General features: G+C 68.0%; 21 protein-coding genes. 12 read left to right on the forward strand and 9 right to left on the reverse strand.

All coding sequences use genetic code 11. The annotated features are described in order from the left end of the window. The 6 genes from C5F48_RS11150 to bcoG form a co-directional block, all read right to left on the reverse strand. A partial coding sequence (locus C5F48_RS11150; RefSeq protein WP_146170583.1) for a CoA-binding protein occupies window positions 1-985 on the reverse strand: 985 nt, incomplete at its 3' end. Further along, window positions 982-1,287, reverse strand: coding sequence for an Rdx family protein (locus tag C5F48_RS11155; RefSeq protein WP_107663990.1), 306 nt, complete (start codon window positions 1,285-1,287; stop codon window positions 982-984). The genes C5F48_RS11150 and C5F48_RS11155, both read right to left, overlap by 4 nt. Before the next feature lie 302 nt (window positions 1,288-1,589). Continuing rightward, a complete protein-coding gene (locus C5F48_RS11160) occupies window positions 1,590-2,753 on the reverse strand; it encodes an acyl-CoA dehydrogenase family protein (RefSeq protein WP_107663991.1) in 1,164 nt (387 codons plus the stop codon). 11 nt (window positions 2,754-2,764) lie between these two features. Continuing rightward, a complete protein-coding gene (locus C5F48_RS11165; RefSeq protein ID WP_107663992.1) occupies window positions 2,765-4,219 on the reverse strand; it encodes a carnitine 3-dehydrogenase in 1,455 nt (484 codons plus the stop codon). Between the two features lie 105 nt (window positions 4,220-4,324). Next, on the reverse strand, window positions 4,325-4,843 hold the full coding sequence (locus tag C5F48_RS11170) for a lipocalin family protein (RefSeq protein ID WP_107663993.1): 519 nt from the start codon (window positions 4,841-4,843) through the stop codon (window positions 4,325-4,327). Further along, window positions 4,840-5,748, reverse strand: a complete 909-nt coding sequence (bcoG, locus tag C5F48_RS11175) for a 3-dehydrocarnitine:acetyl-CoA trimethylamine transferase BcoG (RefSeq protein ID WP_107663994.1) — start codon at window positions 5,746-5,748, stop codon at window positions 4,840-4,842. The genes C5F48_RS11170 and bcoG overlap by 4 nt, the downstream gene beginning before the upstream one ends. Window positions 5,749-5,832: 84 nt before the next feature. Between bcoG and C5F48_RS11180 the strand changes: the two genes are divergently transcribed. After that, window positions 5,833-6,813 (forward strand): GlxA family transcriptional regulator, encoded by a 981-nt coding sequence (locus tag C5F48_RS11180; RefSeq protein ID WP_107663995.1) that lies wholly within the window; start codon window positions 5,833-5,835, stop codon window positions 6,811-6,813. On the opposite strand, the gene C5F48_RS11185 is transcribed toward C5F48_RS11180, so the two are convergent. The 3 genes from C5F48_RS11185 to C5F48_RS11195 form a co-directional block, all read right to left on the reverse strand. Continuing rightward, entirely contained in the window at window positions 6,810-8,714 is a 1,905-nt protein-coding gene (locus C5F48_RS11185; RefSeq protein ID WP_107663996.1) for a heavy metal translocating P-type ATPase, read from the reverse strand. The two genes, C5F48_RS11180 and C5F48_RS11185, sit on opposite strands and share 4 nt — an antisense overlap. A gap of 177 nt (window positions 8,715-8,891) precedes the next feature. Then, window positions 8,892-9,392 carry a YciE/YciF ferroxidase family protein gene (locus C5F48_RS11190; protein WP_107663997.1) on the reverse strand — a complete coding sequence of 167 codons (501 nt, stop codon included), beginning with the start codon at window positions 9,390-9,392 and terminating at the stop codon, window positions 8,892-8,894. Between the two features lie 108 nt (window positions 9,393-9,500). After that, complete coding sequence (locus tag C5F48_RS11195) at window positions 9,501-10,070, reverse strand: L,D-transpeptidase (protein WP_107663998.1); 570 nt, start codon at window positions 10,068-10,070, stop codon at window positions 9,501-9,503. Between the two features lie 160 nt (window positions 10,071-10,230). Between C5F48_RS11195 and C5F48_RS11200 the strand changes: the two genes are divergently transcribed. From C5F48_RS11200 to C5F48_RS11245, 11 genes are all read left to right on the forward strand, one after another. Beyond that, complete coding sequence (locus C5F48_RS11200; RefSeq protein WP_107663999.1) at window positions 10,231-10,914, forward strand: HAD family hydrolase; 684 nt, start codon at window positions 10,231-10,233, stop codon at window positions 10,912-10,914. Further along, window positions 10,911-11,876, forward strand: coding sequence for a sugar-binding transcriptional regulator (locus C5F48_RS11205; protein WP_107664000.1), 966 nt, complete (start codon window positions 10,911-10,913; stop codon window positions 11,874-11,876). Before C5F48_RS11200 ends, C5F48_RS11205 begins: the two co-directional genes overlap by 4 nt. A 105-nt stretch (window positions 11,877-11,981) precedes the next feature. Next, entirely contained in the window at window positions 11,982-13,292 is a 1,311-nt protein-coding gene (locus tag C5F48_RS11210) for an ABC transporter substrate-binding protein (RefSeq protein ID WP_107664001.1), read from the forward strand. A gap of 72 nt (window positions 13,293-13,364) precedes the next feature. Beyond that, entirely contained in the window at window positions 13,365-14,237 is an 873-nt protein-coding gene (locus C5F48_RS11215) for a carbohydrate ABC transporter permease (protein WP_107664002.1), read from the forward strand. Between the two features lies 1 nt (window position 14,238). Then, on the forward strand, window positions 14,239-15,069 hold the full coding sequence (locus C5F48_RS11220) for a carbohydrate ABC transporter permease (RefSeq protein ID WP_107664003.1): 831 nt from the start codon (window positions 14,239-14,241) through the stop codon (window positions 15,067-15,069). A 7-nt stretch (window positions 15,070-15,076) separates the two neighbouring features. Further along, window positions 15,077-16,075: an ABC transporter ATP-binding protein gene (locus C5F48_RS11225; protein ID WP_107664004.1), complete on the forward strand. Its 999-nt coding sequence runs from the start codon at window positions 15,077-15,079 to the stop codon at window positions 16,073-16,075. Further along, on the forward strand, window positions 16,072-16,200 hold the full coding sequence (locus C5F48_RS26040; RefSeq protein WP_258186494.1) for a hypothetical protein: 129 nt from the start codon (window positions 16,072-16,074) through the stop codon (window positions 16,198-16,200). Before C5F48_RS11225 ends, C5F48_RS26040 begins: the two co-directional genes overlap by 4 nt. Continuing rightward, window positions 16,200-16,979 carry an SDR family NAD(P)-dependent oxidoreductase gene (locus C5F48_RS11230; protein WP_107664005.1) on the forward strand — a complete coding sequence of 260 codons (780 nt, stop codon included), beginning with the start codon at window positions 16,200-16,202 and terminating at the stop codon, window positions 16,977-16,979. Before C5F48_RS26040 ends, C5F48_RS11230 begins: the two co-directional genes overlap by 1 nt. Before the next feature lie 11 nt (window positions 16,980-16,990). Beyond that, the gene (locus tag C5F48_RS11235) at window positions 16,991-18,421 is read left to right on the forward strand and encodes a mannitol dehydrogenase family protein (RefSeq protein WP_107664006.1); all 1,431 of its coding nucleotides are present in this window, start codon (window positions 16,991-16,993) and stop codon (window positions 18,419-18,421) included. Between the two features lie 39 nt (window positions 18,422-18,460). After that, window positions 18,461-18,859, forward strand: a complete 399-nt coding sequence (locus C5F48_RS11240; protein WP_107664007.1) for a winged helix-turn-helix domain-containing protein — start codon at window positions 18,461-18,463, stop codon at window positions 18,857-18,859. A 187-nt stretch (window positions 18,860-19,046) separates the two neighbouring features. Further along, on the forward strand, window positions 19,047-20,153 hold the full coding sequence (locus C5F48_RS11245) for a TRAP transporter substrate-binding protein (protein ID WP_107664016.1): 1,107 nt from the start codon (window positions 19,047-19,049) through the stop codon (window positions 20,151-20,153). The last annotated feature ends 227 nt before the right edge of the window (window positions 20,154-20,380 follow it).

Genomic DNA, 20,380 nt, shown 5'->3' on the forward strand with positions numbered 1-20,380 from the left:
GCCGCGCCCGCTGCGCCTCCGAGGGCGGCGGCATCTCGAGCCCGAAGGGGGCCGCCAGATCGGCCACCAGCCCCGCCTCGCCCCCGGAACAGGAGAGCGAGCAGAGCCGCCGCCCCAGCCCCGGCCCGTGGCCATGCAGGATCTTCAGCGTTTCCAGAAGCTCGGACAGCGTGTCGACCTCGGCGATCCCGGCCTGCCGCAGGAAGGCGCTCGACGCCGCCCCACCCCCCGCCAGCGAGGCGGTATGCGAGGCCGCCGCCGTGCGCGCGAGCTCGGTCTTGCCGGATTTCAGGCAGACGATGCCCTTGCCCGCCGCCCGCGCCGCCTCGGCCAGCGCGGCAAGCTCCGGCGCGTCGTCGATCCCCTCGACATACATGCCGAGCGCGGTCACCCGCTCGTCGGCCAGCAGCGCCCCGGCCAGCTCCGCCAGCCCGACCTGCGCCGCGTTGCCCAGACAAGCGACATAGGCCACCGGCAGCCCCCGCGCCTGCATGGTCAGGTTGATGACGATGTTGGAGGATTGCGACAGGAGCGCCACGCCCCGCGCCACCGGCTGCCCGCCATGCTGGTCGGGCCAGAGCAGCGCGCCGTCGAGATAGTTGATCACCCCGTAGCAGTTCGGCCCGAGGATCGGCATCCCGCCCGCCGCCGCCACCAGCCGGCCCTGCAACTCGGGCTCCCCCGCCTCGGTCCAGCCCGAGGCGAAACAGATGGCGCCCCCCGCGCCCATCGCTGCAAGCTCGGCCACCACGTCGAGCGTGGCATGCCGGTTCACCCCGATGAAGGTCGCATCCGGCGCCGAGGGCAGATCGGCGAGCCGGGCGTAGGCGGGCAAGCCGCCGATGCTGGCCTTCGTCGGATGCACCGGCCAGACCGGCCCGGCGAAGCCCATGTTGGCGCATTGCGCGATCACGTTCTCCGCCCAGACCGAGCCCAGCACGGCGATGGAGCGGGGCCGCAAGAGCCGCGAGAGGTCCTTGGTCATGCGTCCTGCTCCGGCGCCTTGCGGTCGATATGCCCCAGATCACGCTCCGGCCAGACATGGTCGCGCAGCATCTGCTTCAGCTGCTTCACATCGGGAAAGCCGCCGCACTCCTTGCGGTCCCAGATCACCGCGCCGTCGAGCGTGATCCGGAACAGACCGCCCGTCGCCGGGACAAGCGTCACCGAGGCGATATCCTGCCCGAAGGTCGAGAGCAGCTCCTGCGCCATCCAAGCGGAGCGCAGCAGCCAGTTGCATTGCGTGCAATAGGTGATGGCGATCGCGGGGCGGGGCGTGTCAGACATGGGCGGCCTCCGCGTGCAGGACCGGCAGCGGCGCGACCTTGCCCGGCCCCGGGGGCTGTCTGCCCCCGGACCCCCGAGGATATTTGGAGACAGAAAATGGGAACGCTCCGCCCGCAAGCACGGACGGAGCGCCATTTCCTGTCGCGGTCATCGGCGTCCCCGCCTGTACCGCCCGCCCATCCTGCCCGGTGTTGCCTAACGCTTCGTTACCGTGCATCGCCTCTTTCCATTTTCTGTCGAAAAATATCCTCGGGGGGCGCGCCGCAGGCGCGGAGGGGGGCAGACAGCCCCCCTGCCCGGCATCAGCCGCCGACCGCGCGCAGGAGTTCACGGCTGATGATGTGGCGCTGGATCTCCGAAGTGCCCTCCCAGATCCGCTCCACCCGCGCATCGCGCCAGATCCGTTCCAAGGGCAGATCGTCCATCAGCCCCATCCCGCCATGGATCTGGATCGCCTCGTCGGCCACCATCGCCAGCACCTCCGAGGCCTTCAGCTTGGCCATCGACATGTCGGCCTCGGTCACCGAGCCCTGATCGAATTTCCAGGCCGCGGCCCAGGTCAGCAGCTCCGCCGCCCTGAGCTCGGTCGCCATGTCGGCGAGCTTGAAGCTCACCCCCTGGAACTTGCCGATCTGCTGGCCGAACTGCCGGCGCTCGGCGGCATAGGAAATCGCATGCTGCAACGCGCGGTCGGCACGGCCGAGGCAGGTCGCCGCGACCTGCAGCCGCGTGGCGCCGAGCCAGGTGTTGGCGACCTCGAAGCCCTTGTGCGGCTCGCCCAGCAGCTGGCTCGCTGGCAGGCGGCAATTGTCGAACTCCAGCACCGAATTGGTGTAGCCGCGGTGGCTGACGTTGCGGTAGCCCTCGCGGATGCTGAAGCCCGGCGTGCCCTTGTCGACGAAGAAGGCGGTGATCAGCTTCTTTCTGCCGCGCGGCGTCTCCTCCTCTCCGCTCGCCATGAAGACGATGGCGAAATCAGCGAGATCCGCGTGGGAAATGAAATGCTTGGTGCCGTTCAGCACCCAGTCGTCGCCCTCCTGCCGGGCCGAGGCGGTCATGCCGCGCAGATCCGACCCGGCGCCCGGTTCGGTCATCGCGAGGCAGTCCCATTTTTCCCCCCGGATGCAGGGGAAAAGATACTTCTCCCGCTGCTCCGCCGTGCCCGCCAGCAGGATGTTGGAAGGCCGCGCGACGCAGGTCCAATGCAGCGCATAGTTGGCCCGACCGAGCTCGCGCTCGTAGAGCAGCCAGGACAGCGTATCCAACCCGGCGCCGCCGACCTCCTCGGGCATGTTGGCGGCATAGAGTCCCGCCTCGATGGCTTTCCCTTGTATCTCGCGGATCAGCTCGGGGCGCAGATGGCCGCTGCGTTCCACCTCGGCCTCATGCGGGTAGAGCTCGGCCTCCACGAAGGCGCGGGTGGTCTCGACGATCATGCGCTGTTCGTCGGTCAATCCGAAGTCCATCTCTGTCCCTTTCAGCTTTTGCGCTGCCCGACCGCGCGCCCGGCGCCGTCGGGGCGTGGCAGGGCGGCGTGGGCGGCAGCGATCGGCATCAGCCGGTCGAGCACCGAAGACGCCGCCGGGCAGGTCTTGCCGGCCTGCATGTCGACATGCAGCAGCATCTGCTCGACGCTGGCCACCACCTCGGCGCCGCGCTGGATGCGGATGAATACATGCAGCCGCTTGTCGTCTGCCGCCAGCACCTGCAGCGTGCCGGTCAACCGGTGGCCCAGCTTGGCCTCGCCCAGATGCAGGATATGCGTCTCGGCGGTGTAATAGCTGAAGCCGCCCGCGACATAATCCATGTCGGCGCCGATCAGCCGCAGGAAGGCGTCCGAGGTCTCGGAGGCGGCGAAGAGGTAGCGGCTTTCGGTCATGTGGCCGTTGTAGTCGATCCAGCCCGGCAGCACCTGCATCTCGGCCATGACCAGCGGCGCGCCGCTCGCCGGGGCGGCGTGGAAGGCCACACGGCGGCGCTCGTCATGCTCGCGCAGCACCTTGCCCGCGCCCCAGTTCCGCTCCTTCAGCGCACGCAGGAAGCCGATGAGATTGCCGTCCCGGATCCGTTCCAGCTCGCGGATCGTGTGATGGCCAGATTGCGCGTCGGACTGGCCGGCGATCAGGTCCACGAGCTCGTCGTTGAACTCGGGCACATCCATGAGCTTTGTCCAGGGCCAGCTGAGGCACGGCCCGAACTGCGCCATGAAATGCTTCATCCCGGCCTCGCCGCCCGCGACGCGGTAGGTCTCGAACAGGCCCATCTGGCCCCAGCGCAGGCCGAAGCCCATGCGGATCGCCTCGTCGATCTCCTCGGTGGTGGCCACACCATCCTTCACCAGCCAGAGCGCCTCGCGCCAGACGGCCTCGAGGAAGCGGTCGGCGATATGGGCGTCGATCTCCTTCCGGACATGCAGGGGGAACATGCCGATCTCGCGCAGGATCTCCTTCGCCCGCTCGATCGCTTCGGGGTCGGAAGCGGCGGAGGGCACGACCTCGGCGAGAGGCAGCAGGTAGACCGGGTTGAAGGGATGGGCCACGAAGATCATGGCCGGGTTGGCGGCGCCCTCCTGCAGCTGCGACGGCTTGAAGCCGGAAGTGGAGGAGCCGATCAGCGTGTCGGGGCAGGATTGCTGGATCTGGGCGAAGACCCGGTGTTTCAGCTCCAGCCGCTCGGAGACGGATTCCTGAATGTAATCCGAGCCTTCCACGGCTTCCGTGAGGCTTTGTGCGAAGCTCAGCTCGCCCTCGGGCGGCATCGGGATGTCGGACAGCGCGGGAAGCGCGGCGCGGGCGTTGGCCAGCACCTCGCCGATCTTGCGCTCGGCCTCCGGGTCCGGGTCGAAGACCGAGACGTTCCAGCCGTTGAGCAGGAAACGCGCCGCCCAGCCTCCGCCGATGACGCCGCCGCCGATGATCGCTGCCTTCTTCATTCGCATTCCTGTCGCTGTTCGCAGCCGCCCCACCGGCGGCCTCTGGTCATCATTCATCGGTCCCGCGCCGGGAGGGCGCGGGTTTCAGCCCCGAAGGCGGCGCGCTCAGCGCTGGTCGGTGCGTTGCAGCGCGGCGGCGTCGTAGCCGTTGCGCTCGAACACATCGCGGGCGTGGCGCAGCTCTTGCGGCGTCATCTCGCGGTCGCGGTGCAGCACCCAGCCGGCGATCCGGGTGGGCGTGCCGACGACCACCGTGCGGCCATCGCGCGCGACATCCAGCACCCAGTAGTCGCCGCGGAACGGCACGCCCTCCAAGTCGACCTTCAGCCGCCCCGGCGCCGCCACCGTCGCCGTGCCGTCGATCCGGCGCAGCTCGTTGCCGACGCGGCAGCTGTTGCGCAGGGCGAGGCTGCCATCGGGCCGCGGCGCGTAGTCCGCCGTGGTGTGACTGCACCCGGACTGGAACGGCGCCGGGAAGCTGGCGATCTCGTACCACCGGCCCGCCAGCTGGGCGGGGGTGACGTTGCTCACCACATACATCGGCGTGCCGATGTAGCGCGAGGACGGAACATGCGGGGTGCAGGCGGCAAGCGCCAGAAGGCTGAGGAGGGCGAGGCGTTTCATGATGGGGCTCTCTTTTCCAGGTTCAGCTTCTCCCGGACCTCGGCGGGCGTGATGACCCGCGCCCCCATCCTCTCGATGATGCCGACCGCCCGTTCGACAAGCTGAGCATTGGTCGCCAGAACGCCTTTGTCGAGCCAAAGATTGTCCTCGAGCCCGACCCGCACGTTGCCCCCCGCCAGCACCGAGGCGGCGACATAGGCCATCTGGTTGCGCCCGATCGAGAAGGCCGACCAGTTCCAGTCGGCGGGGACGTTGTTCACCATGGCCATGAAGGTGTTCAGATCGTCCGGCGCGCCCCACGGCACGCCCATGCAGAGCTGCACCAGCACCGGCGCGGGGATCACGCCCTCGCGCACCAGCTCCTTGGCGAACCACAGATGGCCGGTGTCGAAGGCCTCGATCTCGATCCGCACCCCGGCGTCCCGCATCCGCGCGCCCATGTCGCGCAGCATGCCGGGGGTGTTGACCATCACGTAATCGGCTTCGTTGAAGTTCATCGTGCCGCAATCGAGCGTGCAGATCTCCGGGCGGCAATCGACGACATGCGCCACCCGCTCCGCAGCCCCCGCCATGTCGGAACGCGGCGAGGGCCGGCCCATCGCCTCGGTGCCGTCGAACAAGAGGTCGCCGCCCATGCCCGCCGTCAGGTTCAGCACCACGTCGGTGGCGGAATCGCGGATGCGCTCGGTCACTTCGCGATAGAGCGCCGGATCGCGCGAGGGCTTGCCGGTCTCGGGGTCGCGGACATGGCAATGCACCACGGCGGCCCCGGCCTGCGCCGCCGCGATGGCGCTTTCGGCGATCTGCTGGGGGCTGCGCGGCACATGCGGCGAACGGTCCTGCGTGCCGCCCGATCCGGTGACGGCACAGGTGATGAAAACCTCGCGGTTCATGGCCAAGGGCATGATTCTCTCCTCTTTGGGTCGAATCCTTATCACGTTGGCAATCGGCTGCTTTGCGATATACGAAATGCCCAAGGGAGAAGTGCAATGCCGAGCCTCGACGTGAAAAAGGTCGCCTTTCTGGTGCTGCCGCAAGCCTCGCTCTTGTCAGTGGCCTCGACCATCGACCCGCTGCGCTGCGCCAACCGGCATCTGGGGCATGACGCCTATCAATGGCTGGTGATCTCGCCGGGGCTGACCGAGGTGCCGCTGACCTGCGGCCTCACCCTGCCCTGCCGGCCCTCGCTCTCGGCGGCGGCGGGGGCCGACCTTTTGGTGATCAACGCGGGCTTCCGGGTGGATCAGGTGGCGACCGCACCGTTGATCCAGGCGGTGATGCAGGTCGCGCCTTCGATCCGCACCATCGCGGCGCTCGACTCCGGGGCGTGGATCATGGCCAAGGCGCGGCTGCTCGACGGCCACCGCGCCACGACGCACTGGGAGGATCTGGAGGATTTCGCCGCCAGCTTTCCGGAGGTGGAGGTGGTGCCGGACCGTTTCGTGATCTCCGGCAGCCGCTGGACGGCGGGCGGGGCGGCGCCAGCCTTCGACATGATGACCCGGATCATCCGCGACCGGCATGGGCCGAAGATCGCGCTGGAGGTGGCCGGCAGCTTCATCACCCGCTCGCTTGACCCCGGCCTGCCGCAGCGCGCGACCGGCGATGCCGAGGGCAACCGCGACCCGCGGGTGACGGCGGCCATCCGGGCGATGGAGGAGACGCTGGAGACGCCGCGCAAGCTGGCGGAGATCGCGGCGGGCGTCGGCCTCACCGCGCGGCGGCTGGAGGGGCTGTTCCGTGCCGGGCTCGGGCTCTCGCCCGGTTCGTTCTATCTGGAGCTGCGGCTGCAGGCGGCGCGGCGCATGCTGGCCGACACGCGGCACCCGATGGCGATGATCGCGCTGCGCACCGGCTTCAGCTCCGCCGCCACCTTTTCGCGCGCCTTCCGACAGCGCTTCGACGAAAGCCCCAGCGGCTTCCGCCGCCGCTGCGCCGGATTCTCCGGCAACGGCATCCTGCGGTCCTAATGCTTGCCCCGGATCGGGTCGGCCAGCAGCCGCAGCCCGTTCAGCACCACCAGCAGCGTCCCGCCCTCGTGCCCCACCACGGCGAGCGGCAGCGGCAGGTTGAAGAACAGCCCGCCCGTCACCAGAAGCAGCATCGCCCCCATGGCGAAGATCAGGTTCTGCCGGATCACCCGCGCCGTCCGCCGCGACAGCCGATGCGCCATGGCAAGCCGGTTCATGTCATCCGACAGAAGCGCCACATCGGCGGCCTGCAGCGCGACCTCCGACCCTGCAGCGCCCATGGCGATGCCGACGTCGGCCCGCGCCAAGGCCGCGGCATCGTTCACCCCGTCGCCGACGAAGGCGACCCGGCCCTGCGTGGCGAAGCCCGCCACCAGCTTCACCTTGTCCTCCGGGCGCAGGTCGGCGTGGATCTCGTCCGGCGTGATGCCCAGTTCGGCGCCGATGCGGACCGCGACGGCGCGGCGGTCGCCGGTCAGCATCTCGATCCGCCGCACCCCCGCCTGCCGCAGCGCCACCAGCCCGGCCTTCGAGCTGTCGCGCGGCAGGTCGGCCACCGTCACCGCGCCGAGGATGCGGGCGCCGCGGCCAAGCATCACCAGCGTCTCGGCCCCTTCGGAGAGCGCTGCGATCTCGGGCGGGATCACCGCCTCGCCACGCGCGCCCATCCGGGCGGCGAGCCGGGCATTGCCGGCCCAGAGCATGCCTTCGTCATCGATGCCGACCATGCCCTCGCTCGGCACGGCGCGGGCTTCGCGGACCGCGATCGGGGTCAGCCCGCGCGCGACGGCGGCGCGGCGCACGGCATCGGCGATCGGATGCTCGGAATGCGCCTCGATCCCGGCGAGGCGGGCGAGGAAGGCCTCCTCACTGCCCTCGCAGACGAGGCCGGTCACCTCGGCCTTGCCGGTGGTCAGCGTGCCGGTCTTGTCGAAGGCGAAGGTTCGCACCGCCGCCAGCGTCTCCAGCGCCGCGCCGCCCTTGAACAGCACCCCGCCCCGCGCCGCCGCCGACAGCGCCGAGAGGATCGCCGCCGGCACCGAGATCACGATGGCGCAGGGGCTTGCCGCCACCAGAAGCGTCGCGGCCCGGTAGAGCGCCGCATCCCAGCCCAAGCCGAGCCAGAGCAGGACGGCGAAGGCCAAGACCGAGCCCAACAGCACGACCACGGTGTAGCGCTGGCCGAACCAGGCGCTGAACCGCTCCGAAGGGGCCTTGGCCGCCTGCGCCTCGGTCACCAGCGCGATCATCCGCGCCACGGTGCTTTCGGCGATGCCGCGGGTCACCGTCACCTCCAGCACCGCGTTCAGGTTCACCGTCGCCTCGAACACCGGCGCCCCGGGCAGCTTGTGCACCGGCATCGACTCGCCGGTGATCGTCGCCTCGTCCAGCGCCCCTTCCCCGGTGCGGATCACGCCATCGACCGGCACCCGAGCGCCGGGTCGCAGCACCACCACATCGCCGGGGCGCAGATCCTCCACCGGCACTTCCCGCACGCCCTCGGGCCTCAGCAGCAGCGCGGTGTCCGGGCGCAGCGCCATCAGCGCCTCGACCGCGCGCTGCGCCCGGCCCATGGCGCGATGCTCCAGCGTGGTCGACAGGCTGAACAGCGTCAGCAGCACCGCCCCCTCGGCCGCGGCCCCGACGGCGGCGGCGGCAAGGGCGGCGATCACCATCAGCAGATCGATGTCCAGCACCCGCTCGCCCCAGAGCGTCCGCAGCGCCCGCAGCCCCGCCGGAACCCCGCCGGCGAGATAGACCAACGCCAGCCCGGCGATCCCCGCCATGGCGCCGGCCGGCCGGTCGGCGAAGGCCCATTGCCCCAGCCCGCCGACGATCATGCCGGCCAGCGTCAGGCCGGCCAGGATGGCGTCGGTGTCTTCTTCGGAGAGATGCCGCATCTGACCACTGCCCTTCCTGCCCGCCACCGTGGCGGCTGTCCCAGCCCTAGCTTACGACAGGCTGAACCGGCATGGTCTCGTGCAAGAAACCGCATGCCTGCGTCAGTCCGCCGCGCATCGCATGTGAAAAGGGCCGACCGCAAAGGGCCGGCCCTGTCTCGCGATGCGAAGCCCGGCTCAGGCGGCCTTGTTCAGGCGGCTTTCGGCCAACTGGGTCAGCTTCTGGTCGGCCGCCTTCTCTTCGGCCAGCGTCTGTTCGAACAGCGCCGCGACCTCGCTGTGGCCGAGCTCCTTCGACCAGGCGATCAGCGTGCCGTAGCGGGTCATCTCGTAATGCTCCACCGCCTGCGCGGCGGCGGCCAGGGCCGCGTCGAGCACCTTCGGGTCGGCGATCTCGCCGGCGACCTCGTTGGCCTCCTTGATGATGCCGTCGATCGCCGGGCAGGTCACGGCCTTGGCCGGCAAGCCCAGAAGGTCGAAGGCCTTTTCAAGCCGCGCGACATGGCCGCGGGTCTCGACCAGGTGGCTCTCGAAGCCGGATTTCAGCGGCGCGGAGCTCGCCTTCTCCATCATCTTCGGCAGCGCCTTCTCGATCTGCTTCTCGGCGTAGTAGATGTCCTGCATCATGTGCTGATAGAGGTCGTCCATCGTCTGGATGTCTTTGGAAAACAGGGCCATGCGGCATTCCTTTCACGTGGTGTCCTGCCAGCCCGCAGCGCGTTGGCGCCTTGGGCTGGCTTGCCGGACCAACCGCCGGGAGCCGCCGATGTTCCTCGAAAGATCCAGTCAGATCAGCCGGACCTGCGTGCCCACAGGGCAGACCGCGAAAAGCGCTTCGATATGCTCGTTGTAGAGCCCGACGCAGCCCGAGGACGACCGCCGGCCGATCTTGCGCGTGTCATGCGTGCCGTGGATGATGTAGGCGGGCCAGCCGAGATACATCGCATGGGTGCCGAGCGGGTTGTTCGGCCCCGGCGGGGTATATTGCAGCGAGGGGTCGGCCTCCAGCATCGAGGGCGTGGGCGTCCAGTCCGGCCCGACCTTCTTGCGCACGATCTCGGTGTAGCCGCGCTTGGTCAGGTCCTCGGTCATCGGCACCGAACTCGGGTAGAGCCGGTAATCCGACCCGTCGGCCGACCAGTAGTGCAGCGCACGGGACGTGAGGTCGGCGACAATGGCCCCTTTGCCGAGGCTGTCGAAATGGTCGCGCCAGTCCTGCATGACGAAGCTCGACACATTGGAGCGCACCGCGCCCTGCGCTCTCGGCGTCACAGCCTGCGCCCGCAGGATCGAGGGGGTGGCAAGGGCGGCGATTCCGCCGATCAGCAGCCCGCGACGGGTGGCGTTGTGAGACATTCCGGCTTCCTTCTCGGTATCTTGAACTGTAAAACCCTAACGGGAACAGGATATATCTTGTTTCATAGATATGTCGTTTTTGGTAATAGCAATCGCGTGACCGCCTCCGGCCAAGGGATGCCGCTTTACTCGGCGACGGTCGCGCGCCTAGGGTCGCGCCATGGAAACCGGGCTGGTGATTTTCGATTGTGACGGTGTGCTGATCGACTCCGAGGTCATCAGCATGACGATGCTCATTGACGAGCTGCGCGGCCATGGGCTGGAGCTGACGGTGGAGTTCGTCAGCCGGCATTTCCTCGGCCGCAGCTATCCGACCGTGCTGCGCGAGGTGCGCGAGCGCTTCGGGCTGGATCTGCCGCCGGGGTTCGAGGCCGCCTACCGCGCGCGGCTGATGGCGGCTTTCCGCCGTGATCTCAAGGTGATGCCGGGCGTCTTTGACGTTGTTCGCCAACTGGCCCTGCCGTTCTGCGTCGCCACCTCCAGCAGCCCCGAGCGGGTGCGGCAGTCGCTGGAGATCGCCGGACTTGGCGAATTGATGGGCGCGCATGTCTTCACCGCCAGCCAAGTGGCGCGTGGCAAGCCTGCGCCCGACCTGTTCCTGCTCGCCGCCGCCGAGATGGGGGTGGAGCCGGCGCGCTGTCTGGTGATCGAGGACACCGAGACCGGCATCCGCGCCGGGCTCGCCGCCGGCATGCAGGTCTGGCGCTTCACCGGCGGCAGCCATCTGGCCGGCCGTCTGCTGCCCGAGCCGGAAGACGCCCCGCCGCACCGCAGCTTCGCCGCCTTCTCCGACTTCTTCCGGCTCGCTCCGACCCTGCGGCAGCGCTGCGGGGTGGCGCCATGATCGACCGACCTGACCCCGAGCCCAGCCCTCAGGACGACGCCGCCCGCGCTGGCTGGCTCTATTATGTCGCCGGCCTCACGCAGGACCAGATCGCCCGCGAGCTCGGCACCTCGCGGCAGCGGGCGCAGCGTCTGGTCAGCCGCGCCATGGCCGAGCGGCTGATCCATGTGAGGCTGGAGCATCGCGTCTCGGCCTGCCTGCATCTGGAAGCGCGGCTGCTGGAGCGCTTCGGGCTGAAGCTGGCCCGGGTCGCGCCCAGCATCGGCGCCGAGATCGACCCACTGCCCTCGATCGCCCCCACCGCCGCCGCCGAGATCGAGCGGGTGCTGCGCTCGACCGACCCGCTGGTGATCGCCCTCGGCACCGGGCGCACGCTGCGGGCGACGGTGGAGGAGCTGACCTCCATGGAATGCGAGCAGCACCGCATCGTCTCGCTCAACGGCAACATCTCGCCCGACGGGTCGGCCAGCTATTACGATGTGATCTTCCGCATCGCCGACCGGGTGCGGGCGCCGCATTACCCGATGCCGATGCCGGTCATCGCCCAGAGCACCGAGGAACGCGACCTGTTCCATGCGCTGAAGCCGATCCAGTCGGTGCTGCGCCTGGCGCGGGGCGCGAACGTGACTTTCGTCGGTCTCGGCCAGATGTCGGACGACGCGCCGCTGCTGAAGGACGGCTTCATCACCGAGGCCGAGTTGCACGAGATGCAGGCGCTCGGCGCGGCGGGCGAGATCGCCGGATGGGTCTTCGATTCGGACGGCCGCTATCTCGAGACAAGCATCAATCAGCGGGTCGCGGGGGTGAAGGTTGTCGCAACCGAGGACCGCTCGGTGGTGGCCATCGCCGGCGGCCGCAACAAGGTCACCGGCCTCTCGGCCGGGCTGAAGGGCCGCATATTCAACGGCTTGATCACCGACGAGCTGACCGCCCGCCGGCTTCTGAACCTCGCGCCCGTCTGAGGACGCTGTCCCGCTCCAGAAAAGCGTTGACTAAATTCCGGCCCTTTGTGAGTAATTGTTCACGACACGAATTAATGCTCAGCGATGGGTATAGGGAGGATACTGATGACCTACAGGGTTCGCGCGCTTCTCGGCGCGTGCGCTGTGACGGCGCTTTCGACCGCCGCCATGGCCGAAACGATCACTGTCGCCACCGTGAACAACGGCGACATGATCCGGATGCAGGGGCTGATGCCCGAGTTCAACGCAAAATACCCCGACATTCAGGTCGAATGGGTGACGCTGGAAGAGAACGTCCTGCGCCAGAAGGTCACGACCGACATCGCCACCAAGGGCGGTCAGTTCGACGTGATGACCATCGGCACCTACGAGGCGCCGATCTGGGGCAAGCAGGGCTGGCTGGTCAGCCTGAACGATCTGCCCGCCGACTATGACGTGGACGACCTGCTGCCCGCGATCCGCGGCGGCCTGACCGTCGACGGCGAGCTGGTGGCCGCGCCGTTCTACGGCGAATCCTCGATGGTGATGTACCGCACCGACCTGATGGAGAAGGCCGGGCTGACCATGCCCGACGCGCCGACCTGGACCTTCATCAAGGAAGCCGCCGAGAAGATGACCGACAAGGATGCCGAAGTCTACGGCATCTGCCTGCGCGGCAAGGCCGGCTGGGGCGAGAACATGGCCTTCCTGTCGGCCATGGCCAACAGCTACGGAGCCAAGTGGTTCGACATGGACTGGAAGCCCCAGTTCGACAGCCCCGAGTGGAAGGCGACCATCACCGACTATCTCGAGCTGATGACCAACTACGGTCCTCCGGGCGCCTCGAACAACGGCTTCAACGAGAACCTCGCGCTGTTCCAGCAGGGCAAGTGCGGCATGTGGATCGACGCCACCGTGGCGGCTTCCTTCGTGACCGACCCCAAGAACTCGACCGTGGCCGACAAGGTGGGCTTCGCGCTCGCCCCGGACAACGGCCTGGGCAAGCGCGGCAACTGGCTCTGGGCCTGGAACCTCGCTATCCCGGCCGGTTCGCAGAAGGTCGAGGCTGCCAAGCAGTTCGTCGCCTGGGCGACCTCGAAGGAATACCTCGAGACCGTCGCGGCCAAGGAAGGCTGGGCCAACGTGCCTCCGGGAACCCGGACCTCGCTCTACGAGAACCCCGAGTACCAGAAGGTGCCCTTCGCCAAGATGACGCTGGACAGCATCAACGCGGCTGACCCGACCAAGCCCACCGTGGACGAAGTGCCCTATGTCGGCGTGCAGTTCGTGGCCATCCCCGAGTTCCAGGGCATCGGCACCGCCGTCGGCCAGCAGTTCTCGGCGGCTCTCGCCGGCACCATGTCGGCCGAGGACGCGCTCGCCGCGGCCCAGGCCTACACCGAGCGGGAAATGACCCGGGCGGGTTACCCGAAGTAAGCTCTGGATGCGGGGCCGGTCTGTGCGACCGGCCCCCGTCTGTTCCGTTCCCGCCTTCAGCCGAGGTTTCACATGGCCACTCAGCATTCCCGGACTGCTGCGCGATTGATGATTTCCCCCGCCGTCATCCTGCTTCTGCTCTGGATGATCGTGCCGCTCTCGATGACCCTCTACTTCAGTTTCCTGCGCTACAACCTGCTGATGCCGGGCATGGAAACCTGGGCGGGCTTCGACAACTACTACTATTTCCTCACCGACCCCGCCTTCTTCTCGGCGCTGAGCAACACCATCATCCTCGTGGTCGGCGTGCTGCTGATCACCGTGATCGGCGGCGTGGCGCTGGCGCTGCTGCTCGACCAGCCGTTCTGGGGTCAGGGCGTGGTGCGGGTGCTGGTGATCGCCCCCTTCTTCGTGATGCCCACCGTCTCGGCGCTGGTCTGGAAGAACATGTTCATGAACCCCGTGAACGGCATGTTCGCCCATATCGCCAAGGCGCTCGGCCTCCAGCCTTTCGACTTCCTCTCGCATGCGCCGCTGGCCTCGATCATCCTGATCGTCGCCTGGCAATGGCTGCCCTTCGCCACGCTGATCCTGCTGACCGCGCTGCAGTCGCTCGACCGCGAGCAGCAGGAAGCAGCCGAGATGGATGGCGCCTCGGTCTTCGCCCGCTTCATCTACCTCACCGTGCCGCACCTCACGCGCGCCGTGACGGTGGTGGTGCTGATCCAGACCATCTTCCTTCTGGGCGTCTTCGCCGAAATCCTCGTGACCACGAATGGCGGCCCCGGCACGGCGTCGACCAACATCACCTATCTGGTCTATGCCCAGTCGCTGTTGAACTACGACGTGGGCGGCGGGTCGGCTGGCGGGATTGTCGCGGTCATTCTGGCCAACATCGTTGCGATCTTCCTGATGCGGATGATCGGCAAGAACCTGGACGCATGACATGGCACGCAAGGCAAGCACGCAACGCAAGGTCTTGGTCACGGCAATCGCCTGGACCATCGCCTTCCTGATCTTCTTCCCGATCCTCTGGACCATCCTGATGAGCTTCAAGTCCGAGGGCGACGCCATCAAGGCGCCCTTCGACATGCTGATGTCGCCCTGGAGCTTCGAGAGCTATGCCGAGGTGCAGACGCGCTCGAACTACAGCCGGCACTTCATGAACTCGGTGGTCATCTCGCTCGGCTCCACCCTCCTGGCGCTGGTGATCGCCATCCCGGCGGCCTGGGCCATGGCCTTCGTGCCGGGGCGGCGGACCAAGGACATCCTGATGTGGATGCTCTCGACCAAGATGATGCCCGCCGTCGGCGTGCTGATCCCGATGTACCTGATCTTCCGCGACTTCGGGCTCCTCGACACCCGCACCGGCCTCGTCGTGGTGCTGACGCTGATCAACCTGCCGATCGTGGTCTGGATGCTCTACACCTACTTCAAGGAGATCCCCGGCGAGATCCTCGAGGCGGCGCGGATGGACGGCGCGAACCTGCGCTCCGAGATCATCTACGTCCTGACGCCGATGGCCGTGCCGGGCATCGCCTCGACGCTGCTCCTGAACGTCATCCTCGCCTGGAACGAGGCCTTCTGGACGCTGCAACTGACCACCTCGGCCGCAGCGCCGCTGACGCAGTTCATCGCCAGCTACTCCAGCCCCGAGGGCCTGTTCTACGCAAAGCTCTCGGCGGCTTCCACCATGGCCATCGCGCCGATCCTGATCCTTGGCTGGTTCAGCCAGAAACAACTTGTCCGCGGCCTGACCTTCGGCGCGGTGAAATGAGGCTGACATGGGCAAGATAACCCTGCGCAATGTGACCAAGAAATTCGGCGACGTGGCGGTGATCCCGGCGCTGAACCTCGACATCGAGAACGGCGAGTTCGTCGTCTTCGTCGGCCCGTCGGGCTGCGGCAAGTCCACCCTGCTGCGGCTGATCGCCGGGCTGGAGGACACCACCGACGGCAGCATCCTGATCGACGGGGCCGACGCCACCGACACGCCGCCCGCCAAGCGCGGTCTGGCGATGGTGTTCCAGAGCTATGCGCTCTACCCGCATATGTCGGTGCGCAAGAACATCTCCTTCCCGCTGAAGATGGCGGGCGTCGATCCGGCCGAGGCAACCCGCAAGGTGGACAATGCCGCCAAGGTGCTGAACCTCACCAGCTACCTCGACCGCAAGCCGGGCCAGCTTTCGGGGGGCCAGCGCCAGCGCGTCGCCATCGGCCGCGCCATCGTGCGCGAGCCGAAGGCCTTCCTCTTCGACGAACCGCTGTCGAACCTCGACGCGGCGCTGCGCGTCAACATGCGGCTCGAGATCACCGAGCTGCACCAGACGCTGAAGACCACGATGATCTACGTGACCCACGACCAGGTCGAGGCCATGACCATGGCCGACAAGATCGTCGTGCTGAACGCGGGCCGGATCGAGCAGGTGGGCTCTCCCCTCACCCTCTACCGCAACCCGGCGAACGTCTTCGTCGCGGGCTTCATCGGCTCGCCGAAGATGAACCTGATCACCGGCCCCGAGGCCGAGAAGCGCGGCGCCACCACCATCGGCATCCGCCCCGAGCACATCGATCTGTCGACCACTGCTGGCGAATGGCAGGGCGAGGTCGGCGTGTCCGAGCATCTGGGCTCCGACACCTTCCTGCACGTCCATGTGCCGGGGATGCCGACGCTGACGGTCCGCGCGGGCGGCGAATACGGCGTGCACCATGGCGACAGGATCTTCCTGACGCCGCAGGCCGACAAGATGCACCGCTTCGGCGCCGACGGGAAAGCGATGTGATGCGGCTTCAGGGCAAATCCGCCTTCATCACCGGCGCCGCGCGCGGCATCGGCGGCGCCTTCGGCGAGGCCGAATACATCGTCGCCCAGATCTACAACGTCGACGCCGGGAACTGGATGAGCTGATGGACCTCGGGCTGAAGGGCAAGACGGCAGTCGTCACCGGCGGATCGGTGGGCATCGGGCTGGGCGTGGCCCGGGCCTTCGCCCGCGAGGGCGCGCATGTGATCCTCGCGGCGCGGCAGGCCGACCGGGTGCAGGAGGCGGCGGCGGCGATCGCCGCCGAGTTCTCCGTGCAGGCGCAGGGCATCGCCTGCGACGTCGCCACCGCCGAGGGCTGCGCCAGCCTGATTGCCGCCGTCGAGGCGGCGGGCGGGGCCGACATTCTGGTTAACAACGCGGGCACCGGCTCGAACGAGACCATCCTCGAGGCGCCCGACGACAAGTGGCTCGACTACTGGAACCTGCATGTCATGGCCGCCGTCCGCCTCGCGCGGGGCATCGCGCCGATGATGCAGGCGCGCGGCGGCGGAGCGATCCTGAACAACGCCTCGATCTGCGCCGTCCAGCCGCTGTGGTACGAGCCGATCTACAACGTGACCAAGGCGGCGCTGGTGATGTTCTCCAAGAACCTCGCCGCCGAGCTGATCCCGATGAACATCCGGGTCAATGCGATCAACCCCGGCCTGATCCTCACCCCCGACTGGGTGAAGACCGCAAAGCAGCTCTCGGGCGGCGAGTGGGAGAGCTACCTGCAATCCGTCGCCGACGAGCACGCCCCGATCAAGCGCTTCGGCACGGTCGAGGAACTGGCCGATTTCTTCGTCTTTCTCTGTTCCGACCGCGCCAGCTACTGCGTCGGCTCAACCTATCATGTCGATGGCGGCATGTTGCGCACCATCTGAGGTATCATTCCATGACCACTGTCGCCCGCCCGGCCTATGACCGCGCCTCACTCACCCCCGGCATCGTGCATATCGGCGTCGGCAACTTCCACCGCGCGCATATGGCGGTCTATCTCGACGATCTCTTCGCGCTGGGGCAGGATCACGACTGGGCCATCCTCGGCGCCGGGGTGCGTCAGGGCGACGCCCGGATGCGCGAGGCCCTGGCCGGTCAGGACAACCTGTCCACCGTGATCGAACTCGACCCCGCCGGCCACCGCGCGCGTCAGGTCGGCGCCATGACCGGCTTCCTGCCGGTGGAGCCCGACGATGCCGCGCTGATCGAGGCGATGGCCGACCCGCGCATCCGCATCGTCTCGCTGACCGTCACCGAGGGCGGCTACTACGTCGATAGCACTGGCCAATTCGACCCGACCCATCCCGACATCGTGGCCGATGCGGCGCAGCCCTCCTCCCCCGCCACGGCCTTCGGCGCGATCCTCGCGGCGCTGGTCAAGCGGCGCGCGGCAGGCGTGCAGCCCTTCACCGTGATGTCCTGCGACAACCTGCCGGGCAATGGCCATGTCACGCAGAATGCCGTCGTCGGTCTGGCCGAGCTCTATGACGCGAGCCTCGCCGCCTGGGTCAAGCACAACGTCGCCTTCCCGAACGGCATGGTCGACCGCATCACCCCCGCCACCGGCCCGCATGAGCGCGAGCTGGCGCAGGGCTTCGGGCTGACCGATCCGGTTCCGGTAACCTGCGAGCCCTTCCGCCAGTGGGTGCTGGAAGACAACTTCCCCGCAGGCCGTCCGGCGCTGGAGAAGGTGGGCGTCACCTTTACCCCGCATGTCCACGCCTATGAGGCGATGAAGATCCGCATCCTGAACGGCGGTCATGCGGTCATCGCCTATCCCTCGGCGTTGATGGACCTGATCCTCGTGCACGAGGCGATGGCGCATCCGCTGATCGCCGCCTTCCTGCACAAGGTCGAGGTCGAGGAGATCCTGCCGCATGTCGCCCCGGTGCCCGACACCAGCATCCCCGACTACCTGACGCTGATCGAGAGCCGCTTCGCCAACCCCGAGATCGCCGACACCACGCGCCGGCTCTGCCTCGACGGCTCGAACCGCCAGCCGAAGTTCATCGTGCCTTCGCTGCGCGACAATCTCGCCAAGGGCATCGTGCCAGAAGGCCTGATCCTGCTCTCGGCGCTCTGGTGCCGCTATTGCGCGGGGATCACCGACAGCGGCGCGGTCATCGAGCCGAACGACCCGAGCTGGGACGCGCTGACCACGCGCGCCAAGGCGGCCAAGGCCGACCCGGCGCAATGGCTGGCGATGACCGAGGTCTATGGCGATCTGGGCAGCAGGCCCGAAGTCGTCGCGGCCTTCACCACGGCGCTGAATGCGATCTGGGCCGAGGGCACGGAAGCGGTGCTGCGGCGCTATCTCGCGTCCTGACGCCTTGCCAAGCCCGGCGTCGCGGGGGAAGCTCGGGGCATGACCCCGCTCTTTCCCCCGCGCCTGCGCCTGCGCCTGCATTTCGGCGATGACCTGACCCTCGGCCCCGGCAAGGCCGCGCTGCTGGAGCATATCCGCGACGCTGGCTCGATCTCCGAGGCCGGGCGGCGGATGGGCATGAGCTACAAGCGCGCCTGGAGCCTCGTCGAGGAGATGAACCGCGCCTTCCGCGCACCGCTGGTGGAAAGCGCCCGCGGCGGGGCGAAAGGCGGCGGCGCGGTGCTGACCGAGACCGGCGCGCGGGTTCTGGCCGAGTTCCGCGCGCTGGAGGCGCTGGTGCTGTGCGAGGGGGCCGAAGGCATCGCGACGATCGCCGCCCTGCTTAGCCCTGAGGCAGAGCCCGCGGAAGCGGCGCCGGAGGCCTCCCGCTCAGGCTGACCTGCGGCGCGGCGGCAACGGAAGCCGCTGAAATCGCTGGCAAGGCTGCGACATCATGGGCAAGCCCTGCCTCCGGCATCTGCCATTCTGGACAGACCCCGCCAGCCGTGTAAGCTGCACCGCAACCGCGCGTCCGGGGAGAGACAGCCGAAGCGACTCGCGCGGAGCCATGATCAGGGAGGACACCATGGATAGACGTTCATTCATCACCAAGGCGGCAGTCGGCGGGGTCGGCGCCGCGGCGGCCGGCACGCTCGCCGCACCCGCCATTGCCCAGACGCAGCCCAAGGTGACCTGGCGGTTGACCTCGTCCTTCCCGAAATCGCTGGACACGATCTATGGCGGCGCGGAAGTGCTGTCGAAATACCTGTCGGAAGCCACCGACGGCAATTTCCAGATCCAGGTCTTCGCCGCGGGCGAGCTGGTCCCCGGCCTGCAGGCTGCCGATGCGGTGACGGCCGCCACGGTCGAGGCCTGCCACACGGTGGGCTACTACTACTGGGGGAAAGATCCGACCTTCGCGCTGGCGGCGGCGGTGCCCTTCTCGCTCTCTGCGCGCGGCATGAACGCCTGGGCCTACCATGGCGGCGGCATCGACCTCTACAACGAGTTCCTGGCGCAGCACAACATCGTGGCCTTTCCGGGCGGCAACACCGGCGTGCAGATGGGCGGCTGGTTCCGCAAGGAGATCAACACGGTCGCCGACCTGCAGGGCCTGAAGATGCGCATCGGCGGCTTCGCCGGCAAGGTGGTGGAGAAGCTCGGCGTGGTGCCGCAGCAGATCGCCGGCGGCGACATCTATCCAGCGCTGGAGAAGGGCACGATCGACGCCTCGGAATGGGTCGGCCCCTATGACGACGAGAAGCTCGGCTTCGTCAAGGTCGCGCCCTACTACTACTACCCCGGCTGGTGGGAAGGCGGTCCGACCGTCCACTTCATGTTCAACAAGGCGGCCTACGAGGGGCTGAGCCCGGCCTACCAGTCGCTGCTGCGCACTGCGTCGCAGGCGGCGGATGCGAACATGCTGCAGATGTACGACTACAAGAACCCGGCGGCGATCAAGTCGCTGGTCGGACAGGGCGCGCAGCTGCGCCCGTTCAGCCCGGAGATCCTGCAGGCCTGCTTCACCGCGGCCAACGAGGTCTATGCCGAGATGGAAGCCACCAACCCGGCCTTCAAGAAGATCTGGGAATCGATCAAGGCCTTCCGCACCGAGAACTACACCTGGGCGCAGATCGCCGAATACAACTACGACACCTTCATGATGGTGCAGCAGAACGCCGGCAAGCTCTGAGCTTTTACACGGTGGAAGGGCCCCGGAGAGGCGACTCTCCGGGGCTTTTTGTTTGCGTGGGTGGGCGGTTCGTGTCGCGAGGGGTGACGGCGGAGGTCGGTCATCACGCCGGGATGCGGCGCTTCCGGTAGAACAAGTGCAAGCTGTGGCGCAATGGTGGGGTGAAACCCCACCCTACGGGCCGCCGCGCCAACCTCTCGCCGTGCGCCATCGCGCTCTACGGGGAT

Origin of the sequence: Cereibacter changlensis JA139 (assembly GCF_003034985.1) — a bacterium.
Lineage (GTDB): Bacteria > Pseudomonadota > Alphaproteobacteria > Rhodobacterales > Rhodobacteraceae > Cereibacter > Cereibacter changlensis.

Excerpts from the sequence above, each read along its gene's own strand:
- C5F48_RS11155 (WP_107663990.1), bottom strand. The coding sequence starts at position 1,287 with ATGTCTGACACGCCCCGCCCCGCGATCGCCATCACCTATTGCACGCAA.
- C5F48_RS11160 (WP_107663991.1), bottom strand. The coding sequence starts at position 2,753 with ATGGACTTCGGATTGACCGACGAACAGCGCATGATCGTCGAGACCACC.
- C5F48_RS11165 (WP_107663992.1), bottom strand. The coding sequence starts at position 4,219 with ATGAAGAAGGCAGCGATCATCGGCGGCGGCGTCATCGGCGGAGGCTGG.
- C5F48_RS11170 (WP_107663993.1), bottom strand. The coding sequence starts at position 4,843 with ATGAAACGCCTCGCCCTCCTCAGCCTTCTGGCGCTTGCCGCCTGCACC.
- bcoG (WP_107663994.1), bottom strand. The coding sequence starts at position 5,748 with ATGCCCTTGGCCATGAACCGCGAGGTTTTCATCACCTGTGCCGTCACC.
- C5F48_RS11180 (WP_107663995.1), top strand. The coding sequence starts at position 5,833 with ATGCCGAGCCTCGACGTGAAAAAGGTCGCCTTTCTGGTGCTGCCGCAA.
- C5F48_RS11185 (WP_107663996.1), bottom strand. The coding sequence starts at position 8,714 with ATGCGGCATCTCTCCGAAGAAGACACCGACGCCATCCTGGCCGGCCTG.
- C5F48_RS11190 (WP_107663997.1), bottom strand. The coding sequence starts at position 9,392 with ATGGCCCTGTTTTCCAAAGACATCCAGACGATGGACGACCTCTATCAG.
- C5F48_RS11195 (WP_107663998.1), bottom strand. The coding sequence starts at position 10,070 with ATGTCTCACAACGCCACCCGTCGCGGGCTGCTGATCGGCGGAATCGCC.
- C5F48_RS11200 (WP_107663999.1), top strand. The coding sequence starts at position 10,231 with ATGGAAACCGGGCTGGTGATTTTCGATTGTGACGGTGTGCTGATCGAC.
- C5F48_RS11205 (WP_107664000.1), top strand. The coding sequence starts at position 10,911 with ATGATCGACCGACCTGACCCCGAGCCCAGCCCTCAGGACGACGCCGCC.
- C5F48_RS11210 (WP_107664001.1), top strand. The coding sequence starts at position 11,982 with ATGACCTACAGGGTTCGCGCGCTTCTCGGCGCGTGCGCTGTGACGGCG.
- C5F48_RS11215 (WP_107664002.1), top strand. The coding sequence starts at position 13,365 with ATGGCCACTCAGCATTCCCGGACTGCTGCGCGATTGATGATTTCCCCC.
- C5F48_RS11220 (WP_107664003.1), top strand. The coding sequence starts at position 14,239 with ATGGCACGCAAGGCAAGCACGCAACGCAAGGTCTTGGTCACGGCAATC.
- C5F48_RS11225 (WP_107664004.1), top strand. The coding sequence starts at position 15,077 with ATGGGCAAGATAACCCTGCGCAATGTGACCAAGAAATTCGGCGACGTG.
- C5F48_RS11230 (WP_107664005.1), top strand. The coding sequence starts at position 16,200 with ATGGACCTCGGGCTGAAGGGCAAGACGGCAGTCGTCACCGGCGGATCG.
- C5F48_RS11235 (WP_107664006.1), top strand. The coding sequence starts at position 16,991 with ATGACCACTGTCGCCCGCCCGGCCTATGACCGCGCCTCACTCACCCCC.
- C5F48_RS11240 (WP_107664007.1), top strand. The coding sequence starts at position 18,461 with ATGACCCCGCTCTTTCCCCCGCGCCTGCGCCTGCGCCTGCATTTCGGC.
- C5F48_RS11245 (WP_107664016.1), top strand. The coding sequence starts at position 19,047 with ATGGATAGACGTTCATTCATCACCAAGGCGGCAGTCGGCGGGGTCGGC.